The 17,713-nt window shown below is 70.8% G+C and carries 18 protein-coding genes and 1 tRNA gene; 11 read left to right on the top strand and 8 right to left on the bottom strand.

The window, feature by feature from the left end; genetic code table 11:
- Positions 1-25 precede the first annotated feature (25 nt).
- Entirely contained in the window at positions 26-646 is a 621-nt protein-coding gene (locus tag ACFFR3_RS28095; RefSeq protein ID WP_379484117.1) for a response regulator, read from the bottom strand.
- 111 nt (positions 647-757) lie between these two features.
- On the bottom strand, positions 758-2,215 hold the full coding sequence (locus tag ACFFR3_RS28090) for an ATP-binding protein (RefSeq protein ID WP_379484116.1): 1,458 nt from the start codon (positions 2,213-2,215) through the stop codon (positions 758-760).
- A gap of 449 nt (positions 2,216-2,664) precedes the next feature.
- On the opposite strand from ACFFR3_RS28090, the gene ACFFR3_RS28085 reads away from it, so the two are divergent.
- Positions 2,665-3,588 carry an alpha/beta fold hydrolase gene (locus ACFFR3_RS28085; protein WP_379484115.1) on the top strand — a complete coding sequence of 308 codons (924 nt, stop codon included), beginning with the start codon at positions 2,665-2,667 and terminating at the stop codon, positions 3,586-3,588.
- A gap of 39 nt (positions 3,589-3,627) precedes the next feature.
- On the opposite strand, the gene ACFFR3_RS28080 is transcribed toward ACFFR3_RS28085, so the two are convergent.
- Positions 3,628-3,699, bottom strand: a tRNA-Gln gene (locus ACFFR3_RS28080).
- A 166-nt stretch (positions 3,700-3,865) separates the two neighbouring features.
- Between ACFFR3_RS28080 and ACFFR3_RS28075 the strand changes: the two genes are divergently transcribed.
- Positions 3,866-5,836, top strand: a complete 1,971-nt coding sequence (locus ACFFR3_RS28075; protein WP_345389191.1) for a M3 family metallopeptidase — start codon at positions 3,866-3,868, stop codon at positions 5,834-5,836.
- 132 nt (positions 5,837-5,968) lie between these two features.
- Here the strand turns inward: ACFFR3_RS28075 and gltX are convergent, their stop codons facing one another.
- Both gltX and ACFFR3_RS28065 read right to left on the bottom strand, forming a co-directional pair.
- Positions 5,969-7,342: a glutamate--tRNA ligase gene (gene gltX / locus ACFFR3_RS28070; RefSeq protein WP_379484114.1), complete on the bottom strand. Its 1,374-nt coding sequence runs from the start codon at positions 7,340-7,342 to the stop codon at positions 5,969-5,971.
- Positions 7,335-8,111, bottom strand: coding sequence for a fumarylacetoacetate hydrolase family protein (locus ACFFR3_RS28065; protein WP_355428339.1), 777 nt, complete (start codon positions 8,109-8,111; stop codon positions 7,335-7,337). Before ACFFR3_RS28065 ends, gltX begins: the two co-directional genes overlap by 8 nt.
- 187 nt (positions 8,112-8,298) lie before the next feature.
- Between ACFFR3_RS28065 and ACFFR3_RS28060 the strand changes: the two genes are divergently transcribed.
- The 7 genes from ACFFR3_RS28060 to ACFFR3_RS28030 all read left to right on the top strand — a co-directional run bounded on the left by ACFFR3_RS28060 (position 8,299) and on the right by ACFFR3_RS28030 (position 11,612).
- Positions 8,299-8,811, top strand: a complete 513-nt coding sequence (locus ACFFR3_RS28060; RefSeq protein WP_379484196.1) for an Asp23/Gls24 family envelope stress response protein — start codon at positions 8,299-8,301, stop codon at positions 8,809-8,811.
- A gap of 347 nt (positions 8,812-9,158) precedes the next feature.
- On the top strand, positions 9,159-9,377 hold the full coding sequence (locus tag ACFFR3_RS28055; RefSeq protein ID WP_379484113.1) for a hypothetical protein: 219 nt from the start codon (positions 9,159-9,161) through the stop codon (positions 9,375-9,377).
- Positions 9,374-9,562 (top strand): hypothetical protein, encoded by a 189-nt coding sequence (locus tag ACFFR3_RS28050; protein WP_364376411.1) that lies wholly within the window; start codon positions 9,374-9,376, stop codon positions 9,560-9,562. The genes ACFFR3_RS28055 and ACFFR3_RS28050 overlap by 4 nt, the downstream gene beginning before the upstream one ends.
- A complete protein-coding gene (locus ACFFR3_RS28045) occupies positions 9,559-9,921 on the top strand; it encodes an Asp23/Gls24 family envelope stress response protein (protein ID WP_345389197.1) in 363 nt (120 codons plus the stop codon). Before ACFFR3_RS28050 ends, ACFFR3_RS28045 begins: the two co-directional genes overlap by 4 nt.
- Before the next feature lie 110 nt (positions 9,922-10,031).
- Positions 10,032-10,616: a DUF6286 domain-containing protein gene (locus ACFFR3_RS28040; protein WP_379484112.1), complete on the top strand. Its 585-nt coding sequence runs from the start codon at positions 10,032-10,034 to the stop codon at positions 10,614-10,616.
- Complete coding sequence (locus tag ACFFR3_RS28035) at positions 10,613-11,200, top strand: hypothetical protein (protein WP_345389201.1); 588 nt, start codon at positions 10,613-10,615, stop codon at positions 11,198-11,200. The genes ACFFR3_RS28040 and ACFFR3_RS28035 overlap by 4 nt, the downstream gene beginning before the upstream one ends.
- A 16-nt stretch (positions 11,201-11,216) precedes the next feature.
- Entirely contained in the window at positions 11,217-11,612 is a 396-nt protein-coding gene (locus ACFFR3_RS28030) for an antibiotic biosynthesis monooxygenase family protein (RefSeq protein WP_345389203.1), read from the top strand.
- 65 nt (positions 11,613-11,677) lie between these two features.
- Here the strand turns inward: ACFFR3_RS28030 and ACFFR3_RS28025 are convergent, their stop codons facing one another.
- Entirely contained in the window at positions 11,678-12,337 is a 660-nt protein-coding gene (locus ACFFR3_RS28025) for an HD domain-containing protein (protein WP_364376419.1), read from the bottom strand.
- 161 nt (positions 12,338-12,498) lie between these two features.
- Between ACFFR3_RS28025 and ACFFR3_RS28020 the strand changes: the two genes are divergently transcribed.
- Positions 12,499-14,079 carry a heparinase II/III family protein gene (locus ACFFR3_RS28020; RefSeq protein WP_379484111.1) on the top strand — a complete coding sequence of 527 codons (1,581 nt, stop codon included), beginning with the start codon at positions 12,499-12,501 and terminating at the stop codon, positions 14,077-14,079.
- 35 nt (positions 14,080-14,114) lie between these two features.
- Here the strand turns inward: ACFFR3_RS28020 and cimA are convergent, their stop codons facing one another.
- Positions 14,115-15,689, bottom strand: a complete 1,575-nt coding sequence (cimA, locus tag ACFFR3_RS28015) for a citramalate synthase (protein WP_364376425.1) — start codon at positions 15,687-15,689, stop codon at positions 14,115-14,117.
- Between the two features lie 235 nt (positions 15,690-15,924).
- Positions 15,925-16,569, bottom strand: a complete 645-nt coding sequence (locus tag ACFFR3_RS28010; protein ID WP_345389219.1) for a DsbA family protein — start codon at positions 16,567-16,569, stop codon at positions 15,925-15,927.
- Positions 16,570-16,692: 123 nt separating this feature from the next.
- Here ACFFR3_RS28010 and ACFFR3_RS28005 point away from each other — a divergent pair, with 123 nt between their 5' ends.
- A complete protein-coding gene (locus ACFFR3_RS28005; RefSeq protein WP_379484110.1) occupies positions 16,693-17,676 on the top strand; it encodes an aldo/keto reductase in 984 nt (327 codons plus the stop codon).
- Positions 17,677-17,713 lie beyond the last annotated feature (37 nt).

Raw genomic sequence — 17,713 nt, 5'->3', positions numbered from 1 at the left:
CACCGGCCGTTCCCCTGCGGCGGTGTCAGTGGGGCAGGAGGCCGCGGCGGTAGGCTTCGCCGACTGCGGCGGCGCGGTCGCGGACGTCGAGTTTGGCGTAGATGTGCAGCAGGTGCGTTTTGATGCTGGCCTCGCTGATGAACAGGCTCGCCGCTGCTTCCTTGTTCGTGGCGCCTGCGGCCACCAGGCGCAAGACCTCCAGCTCTCGCGGGCTCAGTTGCCCCCGTGCGGGGCGGCGGACCTGGTCGGCGAGGCGGCCGGCCACGGCGGGGGCCAGGACGGTCTCGCCGCGGCTGGTGGCGAGGACGGCGCGGGCCAGGTCGGCGGGCGGGGCGTCTTTCAGGAGGTAGCCGGTGGCGCCCGCTTCCAGCGCGGGCAGGACGTCGGTGTCGAACGTGGTCAGCACCAGCACCCGGGGGCCCGTCCCGGCCAGGCGGCGGATGGCGGCCATGCCGTCCATGCCGGGCATGCGCAGGTCCATCAGGATGACGTCCGGCGTCAGCTCCCCGGCCAGGCGTACGGCCTCCTCGCCGTCGCCCGCCTCCCCCACCACCACGATCCCGCTCTCGGGGTCACGAGTGAGGGCGGCGCGCAGGCCGTCGCGCACGATCGGGTGATCGTCGGCTATCAGCACCCGCACGGACATGGCCGCTCCCCCTCGTCGGCTATCAGCACCCGTACGGACATGGCCGCTCCCTCTCGTCGGCTGCCGGCACTCGCTCGGGCATGGCCGCTCCCTCTGTCGCGGTACAGCGTCTCATCGGCGCCCGTCTGACGTCGTGGGTGGGATGGCGGGGACGGCGGCGGCGACGGCGGTGCCGTGGCCCGGCTCGGATTCGACGGTCAGGGTGCCGCCCAGGGCGCCGGCGCGCTGGCGCATGCTGTCCAGGCCGAAGCCGTCAGTCGGCCGCTGCGGCGGGAAACCGAGGCCGTCGTCTCGTATGTCCAGGAGGATGAGTTCGTCGGTGTACGTCAGGGTGAGGCCCGTCCTGGTGGCGTTCGCGTGCTTGGCGACGTTGGCCAGGGCCTCCTGGGCGATGCGGAACAGGGCGGACTCCACGTCGGCGGCCAGGGCGACCGGCGTGCCGGTGACCTCGAAGCGCAGGTCGACGCCCGCCGTCTCGGCCCACGACCTGGCCATGTGGTGCAGGGCCTGGGGCAGGTCGGTGTGTTCGAGCGGCTCGGGGCGCAGGGCGCTGATCGAGCGGCGGGTCTCGGCCAGGCCGCGCCGGGCCAGCGCGGCGGCCCTGTCGAGGTGCTCGCGGGCCGGCCCGTCGGCAGCGAGACCGGCAGCGTGACCGGCGGCGTGACCGGCGGCGTGACCGGCGGCGTGACCGGCGGCGTCGAGCTGACCGATGAGGGCTACTAGGTCCTGGGCGAGCGTGTCGTGGATCTCACCTGCCACGCGGTGCCGCTCGTTCAGGACGCCCGCCCGCCTGGCCTGGTCGAGGAGGCGAGCGTTCAGCTCGGCGTTCTCCTCCATGGCGGCGCGCAGGCGCTGGACGAGACGGCGGCGCTTGTCGTGCTCGGCGGAGACGTACCAGCCGGCGGCCACCAGCGGCAGGGCCACGCCGGCGAGCACCGCGAGCAGGGTGTCGCGCGCGCCTGGCCCGGCCTGTACGGCGACGTTGACCAGGGCCGTCAGCGTGACGCCCGCCATGACCAGCCGGGCCGGGAACATGGCGATCGCCAGCGGGTAGCCGATCGAGGCGAACACGATGAACGCCGGTGCCTTGAGCGTCAGACCGGCGGCGATCGCCAGGAGGACGAGGGTGTGGCCGACGACGAGCGCCCGCTGCCGCTCCCGTACGGGATGGAGCCACGCGACCGGCACCAGCCACACCGCCGCCACCACTGCCAGGAACGGCCACGGCACACTCCCCCACACCGCCTCCACGCTCAGCGGCCCCTGAGCCGTCCCGGCCGCGAGGGGACCGGCCAGCCAGGAAGGAAGGCCGAGGGTGCCAGCGTCGGCGTCGGGAGTTCCCCCTGGTTCGGCGAGGGCGGTCACCAGTGAGCTGACGGCGAGCAGCGCATAGGCCAGCACGGCGAACACCCACCGCTCACGCCCCTGCCCACCGGCGGGCAGCCTCCGCGACCCGGCGCCGCCCCCAGCGGGTGGCGCAGGCGACCTGGCGCCCTCACCGATGGGCGGGGTTCGCGGGTCGCGGTCGCCGGCGGCAGTTCGTGGGGCGGGGGTGTCGGGGCCGGTCATCAGATACCTCCGAGGAAACTCCCGCCTTCAGGCGGGAGAGGAATCGGACCCCTGCGGAGCAGGACAGGGGCAGCCGGTTCGCCGTCAGGCGAACCGGCGTCAAAACGCCGTGCGGCACCGCAGGGTTCGGTAGTGTGTTCGACGGTGGCGATGACCAAGCCACCGGACGAACGATCGAAAACATCCTCGCCGCCGGGCCGGCGGAGAGGTGAAACGCCTGTGGAGCTGGTGTAAGACCTCAACGAGAGTTCCTTTCTCGGGCGGGCGACCGGCGGTGAAGCAGGAAGCCTCACGGGCGACCGTGGGAATCTCCCTCGTTCACGAGGGGGAGGAGGTCAAGGGGTTGAGCTTGGCATGGCATCGACCGATCGGTTGATGGCCGGCGTCCACCGGTTCTCGGGCCGGGTGGGCGATGTGGGGACACCGGCGCCGGCGCGAGCATCGAAGGCATGAACACGACCCGCAGAACCGCTCTTCAGCTCGCCGCCGCCGGTGCCGGCGCCCTCGCCTCCACGGCGGTGGTCAAACCCAGGAAGGACGTCACCACGTACGTCTTCGTCTCCGGCTCGAACGGGGTGGCCACGGCCGACCCCGAGCTGACGTTGCGCGGGCACCGCTCCATCGGGGTGGGGCTGCCGGGGCACGGCCCCGAGGAGCAGTTCGTCCGCGCCTACCAGGCGCCGCAGGACCTGGCGGCGCTGGCCACGCTCAAGTCGCCGGTCGCCGGGGTGACGCTCGACGACTACGTGGAGGCGACGGTCAAGGTGGTGCGCCAGGTGGCGGAGCACGGGCGGGTGATCCTGGTGGGCGGCAGCCTCGGCGGCGCGACGATCACGAAGGTGGCCGACGCGGTGCCGCACCTGATCGACACCCTCGTGTACGACGCCGCGTACTGCTGCACCCGCCTGCGCTCCCCCAACGACTACGTCGCCACCCCTGAGGGGAAGACCAGCCTGGCGGGCAGCCTGGTGAGCGGCATCGTGGCCGACCCCGCGGTGATCGGGGCGCTGCGCGTCAACTGGCGCACCAACGACCCGGAGTTCCTGGCCGCGGCCAGGAAGACGTTCATGGCGGACGGCACCGAGGGCGAGTTCCTGGCCCTGCTGAACGCCCTGCTGCCGGACGAGAGCATGCAGGTGTCGTCCGCCGACGCCCGGGGCCGCAAGGAGCGGTGGGGCAGGGTGCGCCGGGTGTACATCAGGCACACGAAGGACCGGATGATCCCGCTCGCGCTGCAGGACCGGATGATCAGGGAGGCGGACGCGGCCACGCCGGGCAACCGGTTCGAGGTTTTCTCGGTGGCCGCCGCGCACGCGCCGACGGCTCGGGCGTACAAGGAGATCTCGGAAATTCTGCATCGGCTGGCGAAATGAAAAAACGGACGCCTCACCAGGGAGACATCCGTTCATATGCTGGGGTACCAGGACTCGAACCTAGACTAACTGAACCAGAATCAGTCGTGCTGCCAATTACACCATACCCCACCGCTGCGATCTCCTCGCGGAGCGCGCTTTGGCGACGTCCGAAAGAATAGCCCAGCTCCGGGGCTAAGACCAAAACGAATGTCCCGGCCCTCCTCCACTGCTCCCACCGGGTCCCCGTCCGTGCCAAGCTGAAGGGGACAAAACACCACGTGGAGGAGCCCAAGCGTTGGCCGAGAATCCGTTCTTCGCCCCTAGCGATCTGCCGTACGAGCTGCCGCCCTTCGCCGCGATCCGGGAAGAGCACTACCTGCCCGCGTTCGAGCGCGGCATGGCCGAGCAGCTCGCGGAGGTCGAAGCCATCGCCGGCAGCAGCGAGCCGCCGACGTTCGACAACACGATCGCCGCTCTCGAACGGTCGGGCAGGATCCTCGACCGTTCGGCCACGGTCTTCTTCAGCGTCGCCGCGTCCAACACCACGGACGGCATCATGGAGATCGAGAAGCAGATCTCCCCGCAACTGACCCGGCACAGTGACGCCATCCGGCTGAACCGGCCGCTGTGGGCCCGCATCAAGCAGGTCGCCACGGAGGACCCCGAGGAGTCGTGGCTGCTGGAGAAATACCGCCAAGACTTCATCAGGGCCGGCGCCGACCTGTCCGAGCCCGAGCAGGAGCGCCTGCGCGCGCTCAACGAGGAGCTGTCGCGGCTGTCCACCGAGTTCGCGCAGAGCCTGCTCAAGGCGACCACGGAGTCGGCGCTGGTCGTGACGGACCCGAAGGAGCTCGACGGGTTCGACGAGGCCAAGATCGCGTCGCTGCGCCAGGACGACGGCACGTACGTCCTGCCGCTGCTGAACTTCACCGCCCAGCCGAGCCTGTCCCAGCTGACCGACCGTGACGTGCGCCGCCGCCTGTACGAGCTGAGCGTCGGCCGCGCCCCCGGAAACTTCAAGCTGGCGGCCAGGATGGCGGCGCTGCGGGCGGAGCGGGCGCAGCTGCTCGGGTTCCCGACGCACGCCGCGTACACGGTGGCCGACCAGACCGCCAAGACCGTCGAGGCGGTCGAGGAGATGCTCGGCCAGCTCGTCGGCCCCGCCGTGCGCAACGCGAAGAAGGAGGCCGAGGCGCTGGCGGAGCAGGCCGGGTTCCCGATCGAGCCGTGGGACTGGCCCTACTACTCCGAGAAGGTGCGCCAGGCGCGCTACGAGTTCGACGGCGCGGCCATGCGGCCGTACTTCGAGCTCAACAGGGTCTACCGCGACGGCGTGTTCTTCGCGGCGACCAAGCTGTACGGCATCACCTTCGCCGAGCGGCCCGACCTGGGCGGCTACCACGAGGACGTGAGCGTGTTCGAGGTGTCGGACGAGGACGGCGGCCCGCTCGGGCTGTTCGTGCTCGACCCGTACGCGCGGCCGAACAAGCGTGGCGGCGCGTGGATGAACAACCTGGTCGACCAGTCGTTCCTGTTCGGGCTGAAGCCGGTCGTCATCAACAACCTCAACGTCACCAAGCCGGCCTCTGGGCCGACGCTGCTGACGTACGACGAGGTCAGCACCGCCTTCCACGAGTTCGGCCACGCGCTGCACGGGTTGTTCTCGCAGGTGCGCTTTCCCCGCGTGTCGGGCACGAGTGTGCCGCGTGACTTCGTGGAGTATCCGTCGCAGGTCAACGAGATGTGGGTGACCTGGCCCGAGGTGCTGGCCAACTACGCCAAGCACTACGAGACGGGCGAGCCGATGCCGGCGGAGCTGGTGGCGAAGCTGGAGGCGGCCGAGAAGTTCAACCAGGGCTTCCAGACCGTCGAATATCTGGCCGCCACGCTGCTCGACTGGGCCTGGCACAAGCTGGCGCCCGGCGAGACCGTGGACGACCCTGAGGCGTTCGAGGCCGCCGCGCTGGAGGCGGCGGGGATCGCGTTCCCGCTGGTCCGGCCGCGTTACCGGACCAACTACTTCGCGCACATCTTCTCGGGCGGCTACGCGGCCGGCTATTACTCCTACATCTGGAGCGAGGTGCTGGACGCGGAGAGCGTGGAGTGGTTCAAGGAGAACGGCGGGCTCACCAGGGCGAACGGTGACCACTTCCGCCGTGAGCTGCTGTCGCGGGGCGGCAGCATCGACCCGCTGACGGCGTTCAGGAACTTCAGGGGGCGCGAGGCCGGCATCGGGCCGCTGCTGGCCCGCCGCGGCCTAGTCTGACACGGCCTCGTCTGACACGGCCTCGTTCGACACGGCCTCGTCTGACGTCGCGCATGCGAAACCGCCGCCCGGGTCGAAGTGGCCCGGGCGGCGGTGACGTTCAGCCGCGTGAGCGGCCTGCGCTCAAAGCCCTCAGCCGCGCAGGCGGGCCAGGGCGGCGCGCAGGCGCTCCTGCGTGCGCTCGCGGCCCAGCACCTCGATCGACTCGAACAGCGGAAGTCCGACCGTACGGCCGGTGACGGCCACCCGGACCGGGGCCTGCGCCTTGCCCAGCTTGAGCCCGTGGGCCGTGCCGACCTCTTCGAGCGCCTGCTTGAGCGACTCGGGGTCCCAGCTCACGCTCTCGAGGCGGTCGAGGTAGCCGGTGAGGATCTCTTCAGGGGAGTTCTTCATCGCCTTGTCCCACGACGCCTGGTCGAAGACGGGCTCGTCGAGGAAGAGGAAGTCGACGTTCTGCCGGATCTCCGACAGCACCGCGATGCGGGTCTGGGCCAGCCCGGCGACCTTGCTGAACAGCTCGCGGTCCCACGAGGGGTCGAGGTAGGGGGCGCAGCGCTCCTCGAACGTCTCCATCGGCAGCGCCCGGATGTACTCGCCGTTGAACGCGCGCAGCTTCTTCTCGTCGAAGAACGCGCTGGCGGAGTTGACGTCCTCCAGCCGGAACAGCGGGGCCATCTCCGACCACGGCATGATCTCGCGGTCTTCGCCGGGGCCCCAGCCGAGCAGCATGAGGTAGTTGACCATCGCCTCGGCGAGGTAGCCCTCGTCGCGGTAGCTCTCCAGGGCGACCTTGTCGCGGCGCTTGGACAGTTTTTTCCGCTGCTCGTTGACGATGACCGGCAGGTGGGCCCAGACCGGCGGGTTGGCGCCCAGGGCGGGCCAGAGCAGCATCTGCTTGGCGGCGTTGCCGAGGTGCTCCTCGCCGCGTACGACGTGGGTGATGTTCTGGGTGATGTCGTCGACCGCGTTGGCCAGCACGTAGAGGGGCGAGCCGTCGGTGCGGGCGATGACGAAGTCTTCCTGCGCCTCGTTGGGGAACTCGACGTTGCCGCGGATGCGGTCGGCCACCACCGTGACACCCTCGTCGGGCGTGCGGAAGCGGACGGCGCCCTGCGTCAGGCCGCGCTCACGGCAGAAGCCGTCGTAGCCGCGGTGCTCGGAGCCGGTGCGGGCGACCAGCGTCTCGCGGGTGCAGTCGCAGTAGTAGGCCCGGCCGTCGGCCAGCAGCTTGGCCACCGCCTCGCGGTGCTGCGGCTCGTAGGCCGACTGGAAGTAGGGGCCTTCGAAGACGGGGTTGGTGCCGTTGATGCCGATCCAGTCGAGGGCGGAGATGATGCCCTCGGTCCACTCGGGGCGGTTCCTCGACGCGTCGGTGTCCTCGATGCGCAGCACGAAACGGCCGCCCGACTGCACGGCCAGCGCCCAGTTGAACAGCGCGGTGCGGGCGCCGCCCACGTGAAACATGCCGGTTGGGGACGGGGCGAACCGCACCCGTACTTCAGTCACGGGAGACCACCTTGTTCGTGAGTGTGCCGATGCCTTCGATGCCGACGCTGACCTCGTCGCCGATCTCGAGGGGGCCGACGCCCGCCGGGGTGCCGGTCAGGATGACGTCGCCGGGGATCAGCGTCATGACCGCGCTGACGTAGGCGACCAGCGCCGGGATGTCGTTGATGAGCTGGCTCGTACGGCCGCTCTGCCGGATCTCGCCGTTGACCGTGGTGGTCAGCGCCAGGTCGCTCGCGTCGAGATCGGTCTGGATCCACGGCCCGAGCGGGCAGAACGTGTCGAACCCCTTGGCCCGGGTGAACTGCACGTCCTTCTTCTGCAGGTCGCGGGCGGTGACGTCGTTGGCGCAGGTGTAGCCGAAGATGACGTCCTTGACCCGCTCGACCGGGACCTCGCGGCAGAGGCGGCCGATGACGACGGCCAGCTCGCCTTCGTAGTCGACGCGGTCGGACAGCGACGTGGGGTAGGCGATGTTCTCGCCGTGGCCGATGACCGTGGTGGACGGCTTGATGAAGATGAGCGGCTCTTCCGGCACCTCGTTGCCCAGCTCGGCCGCGTGCTCGGCGTAGTTTCTGCCGATGGCGACCACCTTGCTCGGCAGCATCGGGGCCAGCAGTTTCACCTGGGACAGCGGGAACCGCTCGCCGGTGAACTGCACCTGACCGAACGGGTGACCGGAGATCGCGGAGACGAACTCCTCGCCGGGACCGCCCTCGACCACGCCGAACGAGACGCCTTCGCCTGTGGAGAACCTCGCTATACGCACCCGTCAAGGCTATCGCCGCCGCCGGCGGGGTCCGCCCACCTCGGGATCGGCTGCCCACGACGGGTCACGAACTGTCCATTTATAGGCCCCAAGTCCGTCTTATCAGGCTTCGGTCGTACAGAGGGGGTTATGTCGCCTTATGAGAGATAACACCTTGTGTGGGGGGTGACGGATCGTGTCTGACACGATGTCCGGCCGGCCGGGTACGGCCGGCGGCGCGGCGACGGTTCCGCGGGCCAGGACGCAGGAGAGCGTGCCGGGCGGCGCGACCTCGCTGGTCACGGAGAAGGGCACCACGAGCATCGACGACGGGGTCGTCGCCAAGATCGCCGGGCTCGCCGCCCGGGAGGTGTCGGGCGTGCACGCCATGGGTGCGGGCGCGGCACGGGCGTTCGGCAGCGTACGGGGGATGGTCGGCGGGGACCCGAACGTCTCCCAGGGCGTGTCGGTCGAGGTGGGCGAGCGCCAGGCGGCCGTCGACCTCGATCTGGTCGCCGAGTACGGGACCGCGATCCCCGAGCTGGCGGCGGCCGTCCGCAAGAACGTGATCGGGGCCGTCGAGCGGATGTGCGGCCTCGAGGTGACGGAGGTGAACATCAGGGTGGACGACGTCCACCTTCCCGACCAGGACCGAGGCAGAGACACCGACCGCTCCCAGGACCGTGGCAGCGACGCGGACCAGGAACCCCGCGTCCGATGACCCCGTCCCCACCCGGCTCGGCATCGGACCCGCCAGGGACGGCCGATCCCACAGGCGCGGCCGACCCCGCGGCCGACCCCGCGTCCGGCTCGGCCGGGACGGCCGGTTCCACGGGCGCGGCCGACCCCGCGTCCGGCTCGGCGGGAACGGCCGGTCCTACGGGCGCGGCCGGCTCCACGCCGGACCCGGCCGGGGCCTCCGGTGCCGTGGGGACGGCGGGGAGTGGCGGGACGAACCCTCCCTCCCCGTCTGGGGCTGCGGCTGCGGGGGCGGCGCCTGGGGCCGGTGAGGAGGAGGTCGCGCGGGACCTCGCGGAGCGGGTTCGTGCCTGTGACGGGGTGGTCCGGTTGTCCGGGGGGTTGTTCGGGACGGTGGCGACGTATCTGCCGGGCGAGCGGCTCGTCGGCGTGTCGGTGCGGGATCGGGCGGTCGAGGTCGCCATCGTCGCCACGCTCGGCAGACCGCTGCCCGAGACCGCCGACGAGGTGCGGCGGGCCGTCGCGGACCTGGCCGGTGACCGTCCCGTGCACGTGCGGGTGGACGACATCGTCGTGGAGGGAACATGAACAACAGTCAGTTGACGCCGCTCGTCGGCATGGCGGTCGGCATCGCGCTCGGGTTCGCGGGGGCGTTCGGGGGGCTGGGCGCGTTCCTGCTCGTCCTGGTGCTCGGCGCGATCGGGTTCCTGGTCGGCCGGATCATCGAGACCGGCGAGATCAACCTGTCGGGTCTGACGGTGAAGCGGAAATGACCGTACTGTCCACCGTTCCCGCGCAGCGTCCCGCTCCCCCGCCGGCTCCCGAGCTGCGCGGGCGCACGGAGATCTCCGACCGGGTGGTCACCAAGATCGCCTGCCTGGCGGCTAGGGAGGTGCCCGAGGTGCGTGACGTGCAGCTCCGTACCCTGCCGTGGGCGCGCCCGTCCGGCGGCGAGGTGCACAAGGGACAGACCACGCTGCGGCTCTCGGTCAGCGTCGCCTACCCGGCGCCGCTGCACGCGGTGGCGGCCCGGCTCAGGGAGCACGTGACCCGCCGCGTCGCCGCCCAGACCGGCCTGAACGTCACCCGCCTCGACATCACGATGACCGACCTGGGCGGTGACCTGCCATGAGCGGCTCAGACCCGGAGATCTGCGCCATCCCACCCGACCCACCCGGAAAGGGCAACATTTCCGGACAGCCCAGCGAGCAGGGACACCTTGGCGATGGGGAGTCAAGCGCCGTGCCGGCGGGGGCGCATCGGGCGGGGGTCGAGGTGCCGCCGTCGAAGGCCGCTGATCGGGCGGCGGTGCGGGCGTTCCGGCCGGCTCGGAGGGTTCCCGCCATTGTGGTGGCGGTGCTGCTCGCGGTGCTCAGCCTGCTCGCGTTGCTGGAGATCGTCTCTGGGCTGGTCGGCAGGCCGTTGCGGTGGATTCCGTACGACAGGATGCTGGCCTGGGCGTCCACCACCTCTTGGTCGGATCCGCTGGCTCTGCTCGGTGCGGCGGTCGTGACGTTGATCGGCGTCGCGCTGCTGCTGTTGGCGCTGGTGCCGGGGCGGCCTCGGATGGTGCCGGTGCGCAGCGGTGACCCTGATCTGATCATCGGGCTGCGGCCCAGGAGCGTGGCCCGGGCTCTGGCGCATGCGGCTGAGCAGGTGCCTGGGGTGCGGTCGGCGCGGGGGAAGCTGCGCGGGCAGACGTTCGCGGTCACGCCCACCACGTACGGCGGGAACGTCGATCAGGACGTACGCGGCGCCGTGCTGAGCAGGCTCGCCGGATACGACCTGGTTCATCCCTACCGGGTCGCGGTCAGGGGGCGACGATGAACGCGCGGACCCGGCGCGGCAACCGGCTCGGCCTCGGCCTGGTGGGGCTGGTGCTGACGCTGCTCGGCGGCGCGGCGCTGGCCCGTGGGCTGGGCATGTTCCCGCAGGACTGGGCCCCGGCGCGGACCCCGATCGTGGACGGCTACGTGACGGGGTTCTTCGCCCGTGGCGGCCCGGCGCTGTGGTGGCTGGCCGCGCTGGCGTCGCTGGTCGTGGCGGTGCTGGCGGTGCGCTGGCTGCTCGTACAGGGTCGCAGGCAGACCCACCGTACGCTGCGCATCGAGGACGGCCCCAGCGGCGTCACCGAGATCTCGGCGGGCGGGATGGCGCAGGCGGTGGCGGCGGACGTGGCGTCCAGCCCCGCCGTGCTGAGCGCCGACGCGAACCTGGTGGGCCCGCCCGCCAGGCCCGAGGTACGCCTGCGGGTCGTCGCCGACGAGTCGGTGCCGATCGCCGAGCTGAGCCGGCACCTGTCGGCCGTGGCGCTGCCGCACATGCGCGACGCGCTGGACCGAGACCGGGTGCCGGCGGTGGCCCGCGTTAGCCTGGAGCCCTCACCCGCGCCACACCGTGACGTGCGCTGACGAGAGGGGTCCTGCGATGTCCATCGTGAAGATCAACGTGCTGACCGTGCCGGCCGAGATGCGCGAGGAGCTCGAACGCCGCTTCGCCGGCCGCGCCGGGATGGTGGAGGCTGCCGACGGGTTCGAGTGGTTCGAGCTGCTGCGTCCTGTGGACGGGACCGAGCGCTACCTGGTCTACACCCGCTGGCGCAGCGAGGAGGACTTCGAGAAGTGGCAGCAGGGTGAGGCGTTCCAGCGCGGCCACGCCCAGGCCGCCGGCGAACGCCCCACCGGCCCCGCCGCCCAGGCGTCCGCCCAGGCGTCCGCCCAGGCACAGGGCCACGGTCATGGGCACGGCCACGGCGGCCCGGCCGCGACCGGCTCCGAGGTGTGGACCTTCGAGGTGGCCGAAAGCGCCGGCCCCAAGGCTTAGCGCCCGCGCCACCTCACGAAGACCCCCGCGGGAAGGCCCGCTCCGTGTGGCGCGGGCCTGGGCGGTCAGCCGTCCAACGGGTTGTGGATGATGCGGTCGACGATGCCGTTGCGGACGAAGCGGGCCGCGAAGCTGGACGGCTTGCGGGCGCCCTGGTCGGCGACGCACACGCTGAACTCCTTGGCGATCTCCAGCCGCGGATAGCGCTCCAGCACCTCCTGCCGCACGAGGGCGGGGATGTCGGAGGTGTTGCGACCCGAGATGTCCATGCCGGTGGACAGTTCGAGCAGGTGCCCCTCAGGGTCCTCCTCCACGGGTACCTCGTCCCACATGTGCCGGACGATCACCTCGGCGGCCCGGTCGCGCCGCTCGGGCGACCAGCCGGCCCCCGCGCAGAACGCCCAGGCCACGTGGCCGCCGGCCTCCTCGTACGGGACGGTGTGGCTGTCGTACTCGGCGACCAGGCCGATGTCGTGCAGCATGGCGGCCACGTACAGCAGCTCCGCGTCGAAGGCGATGCCGTTGTCCTGCGCGTACGCCGCCGCCCACAGGTAGGCCCGGATGGAGTGGTTGAGCAGGGAGGGCGAGTGGTAGCGGGTGGCCACTTCGAGCGCGCCCCGGCAGGCGGGCGTGTCGGGTATCACCAGGTCGTCGAGTTTCACATGCACCAGCATGCCGTGCCGGGCGATGCCGGTGGAGCATCGGGCGGCTAACAAATGGGGCATTCGGCTTGACCCTATGATCGTGGGTTCGAAAGCATGTCCCGCCCTCATCGTTTTGTCCGGAAGGAACTGGCGTGCGCCGGCTCGCGATACCCCTTGCCCTCACGCTCGCATTAGGAGCCTCGGCGGGCCCTGCCCAAGCCGCCGAGACGGTGAAGGACACGGTGAAGGACACCGTGAAGGACAAGGTGACTCGGACGGCCGAGTGCCAGGGCGACTGGCTGCCCGCCACGCCGACCGCCGAGGACGTCATGAAGGGCGAGATCTCGCTGGTCGGCCTGCCGGCGTACCAGCTGGGCAAGAAGATCAAGTGGACGGCGAGCCCGTACCGCAACCGCTCATGGGAGTACGTCTTCCAGTCGCTGCGCTGGATGGGTTCCCTCGTCGTCCAGTACGAGAACACCGGCGAGCAGCGCTACCTCGACCGCGCCGTCGAGATCACCAAGGACTGGGTGGCACACAACAAGTACGGCGCCCGCGGCACCCCCTCGTACGTGTGGAAGGACCACCCGGTCTCGCTGCGCACCCAGCCGCTGCTCTGCCTGAGCCGGCACGTGAACGAGAAGTGGCTCAAGGACAGCCTGGCCGTGCACGCCAAGCTCCTGGCGAACCCGCGGCTGTACAAGAAGGGCCACAACCACGGCATCGACCAGGACATCGCGCTCATGGGCATCGGCTGCCGCTTCGGCCGCAAGGACTGGGCGAACCTGGCCGCCAAGCGCCTGACCGGCACCGTGAAGCTCGACGTGGACGCGCAGGGCGCGCTGATGGAGCAGGCGCCGCGCTACGCCGTCTACGTCTACGGCCGCCTCCAGGTCGCGATGACGAACATGAAGGCGTGCAAGCGCAAGGTGCCGGGCGAGATCTCCCGGCGGACCGAGGCGCTGAAGGACTTCATCGCCCACGCCACGATGCCCAACGGCTACATGGCCCCGCTCGGCGACGGCAGCGCGGAGACCGAGCCCAAGATGGAGACGGGCACGCCGAAGCAGGAGGTCAAGACCTACAGGGCCGGGTACGTCTTCGGCCGCACGAAGTGGGACGACCCCGAGTCGGCGTACTACTCGATCAGGTTCGGCCCCGGCATGAAGTTCCACGGCCACGAGGACCACCTGGGCGTCACCTATTACGCGCAGGGCCGCGACATCCTCATGGACGGCGGCTTCCACTCCTACGAGAAGAGCTCCTACCGCTATTGGACGCTCTCCCCCGAGGCGCACAACGTCCCGACGGTGGTGGGCGCCCGCTTCCGGCCGCGCACGGCCAGCAAACTCGCCAAGACGTCGTACGGCAAGGACCGCCAGGCGTTCCGGCTGACCGACAAGGCGTACGGGGTGAGCCGTACCAGGTCGGTGCTGGTCGACCACGGGGACGACCTGATGGCGGTGTACGACGCGGCTTCGGGCGGCAAGAAGGTGCGCAACATCTGGCGCTTCGCGCCCTCGCTCAAGCTCATCTCGAAGGGCGGCGGCAAGGTGGTGCTGGGTGACGGCAAGTTCAGGGTGACGCTGCTGCAGCTCGACTCGTCGTGCTCCCGGGTCGGGGGGCAGAAGGTCGAGCGGGGCGGCAAGCTCGGCTGGGTGTCGCCGGCGTACCTGTCGAAGCAGCGGACCAACGTCGTCGTCTCGCCGGCCGCGAAGTCGCTGCTGACGGTGATCGTGCCGGGCACCGACTCGCCGAAGGTGTCGTGCTCGGGCGGCAAGGTCAAGGTGAACGGGGTGTCGTTCGCGGCCAAGGTGCTCTGAGCGTCGGGCCCCTTCCGCAGGGGCCCGGGCCTCCGTCAGCAGTCGTGGCCGGCCCGCAGCAGGCCGTACGTGACCGCCTGCTCAAGCGCCTGCCAGGAGGCGTCGATGATGTTCTCCGCCACCCCGACCGTGGCCCAGTCGGCGGTGTCGTCGCTGGAGGTGATGAGCACGCGGGTGACGGCGTCGGTGCCGTGGGCGCCCTCCAGGATGCGGACCTTGTAGTCGACCAGGGCGAGCTTGGCCAGCTCGGGGTAGAGCCGCTCCAGCGCGAGCCGGACGGCCTTGTCGAGGGCGTTGACGGGGCCGTTGCCCTCGCCGGTGGCGACGATGCGCTCGCCCTTGGCGTGCAGCTTGACGGTGGCCTCGCTGACCAGCTCGCCGCCCTTGGTGCGTTCGACGATGACCCGCCACGACTCGACCTCGAAGTGGCGCTTGCGCTCGCCTTCGACGGTGTCGCGCAGCAGCAGCTCGAAGGAGGCGTCGGCGGCCTCGAAGGTGAAGCCCTGCGACTCGAGGTCCTTGACCCGCTCGACGAGCGCCTTGGTGTGCTCGGGGGTCAGCTCGTAGCCCAGCTCGCGGCCCTTGAGCTCGACGGAGGCGCGGCCGGCCATGTCGGAGACGAGCATGCGCATGTCGTTGCCGACCTGGGCGGGGTCGATGTGCTGGTAGAGGTTGGGGTCGACCTTGATGGCGCTGGCGTGCAGGCCGGCCTTGTGGGCGAAGGCGGAGGCGCCGACGTAGGGGGCGTGGGAGTTGGGGGTGACGTTGGTGACCTCGGTGATCGCGTGCGCGATGCGCGTCATGTCGGCCAGCGACTGCTCGGGCACGAGGTCGAAGCCGCGCTTGAGCTGGAGGTTGGCGACGACGGTGAAGAGGTTGGCGTTGCCCGAGCGCTCGCCGTAGCCGTTGGCGCAGCCCTGCACATGGGTGGCGCCGGCCTTGACCGCGGCCAGGGTGTTGGCGACGGCGCAGCCGGTGTCGTCGTGGCAGTGGATGCCGACGCGGGCGCTCGTACGGACGGCCTCCTGGACGATCTCGGCCAGCTCGTCGGGCAGCATGCCGCCGTTGGTGTCGCACAGGGCGATGACGTCGGCCCCCGCCTCGGCGGCGGTCCTGACGACCTCCAGCGCGTACGCCGGGTTGGACCGGTAGCCGTCGAAGAAGTGCTCGGCGTCGAGGAAGACGCGCTGGCCCTCCGCACGCAGGTGGGAGACCGTGTCGCGGATCATCGCGAGGTTCTCCTGGAGCGTCGTGCGGAGAGCCAGCTCCACGTGCCGGTCGTGACTCTTGGCGACAAGGGTCACGACCGGCGCGCCGGATTCGCGCAAGGCGGCCACCAGGGGGTCGTCGGCGGCCTGCACACCTGCCCGGCGGGTCGCGCCGAACGCGGCGAGTTGCGCGTGCTTCAGGTCGAGCTCTGTTCGGGCCAGCCTGAAGAACTCGGTGTCCTTGGGGTTGGCGCCGGGCCAGCCCCCCTCGATGAAGCCGACGCCCAGGCCGTCCAGGTGACGAGCGACGGCGAGCTTGTCGGCGACGGTGAGGTTGAGCCCCTCCTGTTGCGCGCCGTCGCGTAGCGTCGTGTCGTAGACGTGGAAGCGGTCGTCGGCCATGAGTCTCTCTTCTCTGCGGAAGCTTCTCTGCGAAGGACGTTCTCGGGAAAACCCGGGAAAACAAAAAGACCCCTCACGGACGTGAGAGGTCTGCGCGCTGGCGGTGTCCCGGTATCAGCCAGCGCGCCTGCCGATAATGAGCAGACCGTAGAACATGGTGCCGCCCAGTCTGCCACACGGATTCACCATCTGGCACACCGGTCTCACTCCCTGGGACACGGCACGGTGGGGGCGGTCACACCTGGACGCCGATGCCTCCGGTGATCAGGCGCTCGATCGCGGCGGCGTCGAACACCTCGCCGCCCAGCATCTGGCCGTCGAGCAGCACGGTCGGCGTGCCCTCCAGCGGGACCCTGGCCGTCTGCGCCAGGTGCGCCTCCGCGTACGTCTGCGACTTCACGCAGTCGTCCACCGACGCGCCGGCCTTCCTGGCCGCCGCCGACAGCTCCTCGACCGTGAAGCCCGAGGCCACGCCGTGCGGGGCGGGCTGCATGGCGTACACGGCGTCCCTGAAGGCCAGCCAGTTCTCCTCCGGTACGCAGCGCGCGGCCGCGGCGGCGCGGACGGAGTTGGAGCGCATGGGCTCGTCCCGGAAGATCGTGACGGTGTGGAAGACGACCTTCACCTTGCCCTCCTTGGCCAGGCGCTGGATCGTCGCATCGACCTTGGTGTGCATGTCCTTGCACACCGGACAGTCGAAGTCCTCGAACACGTCGAGCACCGGAGCGTCGCTGCCCAGGTCGGCCAGGATCATCGACCCGTCCGCCTGCCTGCTCAGCTGCACCCCGTCGGACGACGCGCCGGGCTGGGAGAACGCCAGCACCCCGAGTACGGTGATCGCCGCGAAGGCCGCCACGACCGCCATCAACCGCTTCTTCATGAGCCCACTCTCACCTTTGTCGATCGCGCAGACCCTATCGGAAGCGCGGACAACGGCCATCACGCGCGTACGGCCCCGGCGCGCCGGGCAGGTTCGTCTGCGGGGGATGAAGGGGGATCAGCCATGCGATACGTGACACTGGGTCGCGAGGGCCCGACGGTCTCGGCCCTGGGGTTCGGCGCGATGACGCTGGCGCCCAGGGTGTACGGCGACGTGAGCGAACCGGAGGCGACGCAGGCGCTCCTGGCGGCGCTGGACGCGGGCGTCACGTTCGTCGACACCGCCGACATCTACGGCGCCGGGCACAGCGAGACCCTGATCGGGCGGGTGCTGCGGGGCCACAGGGACGAGGTGGTGCTGGCCACGAAGTTCGGCGGGAACTCCGACGATCAGGGCAGGCTGGTGCCGGGCATGGGCCGGCCCGAGTACGTCCGCAGGGCTCTGGAGGCCAGCCTCGACCGCCTGCGTACGGACCGGGTGGACCTCTACTACCTGCACAGGCTCGACCCCACGACGCCCGTCGAGGAGACGATGGGCGCGCTGGCCGAGCTGGTCCAGGCCGGGGACATCCGGTATGTCGGCCTGTCGGAGGTGTCGGCGGCGACGCTGCGGCGGGCCTGCGCGGTCCACCCGGTGACCGCCCTGCAGACCGAGTACTCGCTGTTCCACCGCTACCCCGAGCAGGACGTGCGCCCGGCCTGCGACGAGCTGGGCGTCGGGTTCGTGGCCTACAGCCCGCTCGGGCGCGGCCTGCTCGGCGGCACGATCAGGGGCAGGGGGTCGCTGGAGGAGGGCGACTGGCGCCGGGGCAACCCGCGCTTTCAGGAGGGCAACCTGGACCGCAACGTGGAGCTGGCCGACGCCGTGGCGGGCCTGGCCGGCGAGGTGGGGCTGCCGGTGGCGCAGCTCGCGCTGGCCTGGCTCGTGCACCGCGGCGCCGTGCCGATCCCGGGGACGCGCCGGGCCGAGAACGCGCGGGCCAACGCCGCGGCCGCCGACGTCACCCTCGACGAGGAGACGGTACGGCGGCTCGAGGCGCTGGTGCCGCCCGGCGCGGTGGCCGGCGAGCGCGGCAACGCCGCCTACCTGGCCAACCTCGACACCTGAGCGGGCACGGGGGCCGGGGCGGGCTCAGGCGGCCCCG

This window comes from Nonomuraea salmonea (assembly GCF_042428605.1).
GTDB lineage: Bacteria > Actinomycetota > Actinomycetes > Streptosporangiales > Streptosporangiaceae > Nonomuraea > Nonomuraea salmonea.
The sequence above is the reverse complement of the archived record's forward strand: the minus strand, read 5'-3'. Positions and strand labels throughout refer to the sequence as shown.

Coding starts and splice junctions, on each gene's coding strand:
- ACFFR3_RS28095 (WP_379484117.1), bottom strand. CDS start 646: ATGTCCGTGCGGGTGCTGATAGCCGACGATCACCCGATCGTGCGCGAC.
- ACFFR3_RS28090 (WP_379484116.1), bottom strand. CDS start 2,215: ATGACCGGCCCCGACACCCCCGCCCCACGAACTGCCGCCGGCGACCGC.
- ACFFR3_RS28085 (WP_379484115.1), top strand. CDS start 2,665: ATGAACACGACCCGCAGAACCGCTCTTCAGCTCGCCGCCGCCGGTGCC.
- ACFFR3_RS28060 (WP_379484196.1), top strand. CDS start 8,299: ATGTCCGGCCGGCCGGGTACGGCCGGCGGCGCGGCGACGGTTCCGCGG.
- ACFFR3_RS28050 (WP_364376411.1), top strand. CDS start 9,374: ATGAACAACAGTCAGTTGACGCCGCTCGTCGGCATGGCGGTCGGCATC.
- ACFFR3_RS28045 (WP_345389197.1), top strand. CDS start 9,559: ATGACCGTACTGTCCACCGTTCCCGCGCAGCGTCCCGCTCCCCCGCCG.
- ACFFR3_RS28035 (WP_345389201.1), top strand. CDS start 10,613: ATGAACGCGCGGACCCGGCGCGGCAACCGGCTCGGCCTCGGCCTGGTG.
- ACFFR3_RS28030 (WP_345389203.1), top strand. CDS start 11,217: ATGTCCATCGTGAAGATCAACGTGCTGACCGTGCCGGCCGAGATGCGC.
- ACFFR3_RS28025 (WP_364376419.1), bottom strand. CDS start 12,337: ATGCCCCATTTGTTAGCCGCCCGATGCTCCACCGGCATCGCCCGGCAC.
- cimA (WP_364376425.1), bottom strand. CDS start 15,689: ATGGCCGACGACCGCTTCCACGTCTACGACACGACGCTACGCGACGGC.
- ACFFR3_RS28010 (WP_345389219.1), bottom strand. CDS start 16,569: ATGAAGAAGCGGTTGATGGCGGTCGTGGCGGCCTTCGCGGCGATCACC.
- ACFFR3_RS28005 (WP_379484110.1), top strand. CDS start 16,693: ATGCGATACGTGACACTGGGTCGCGAGGGCCCGACGGTCTCGGCCCTG.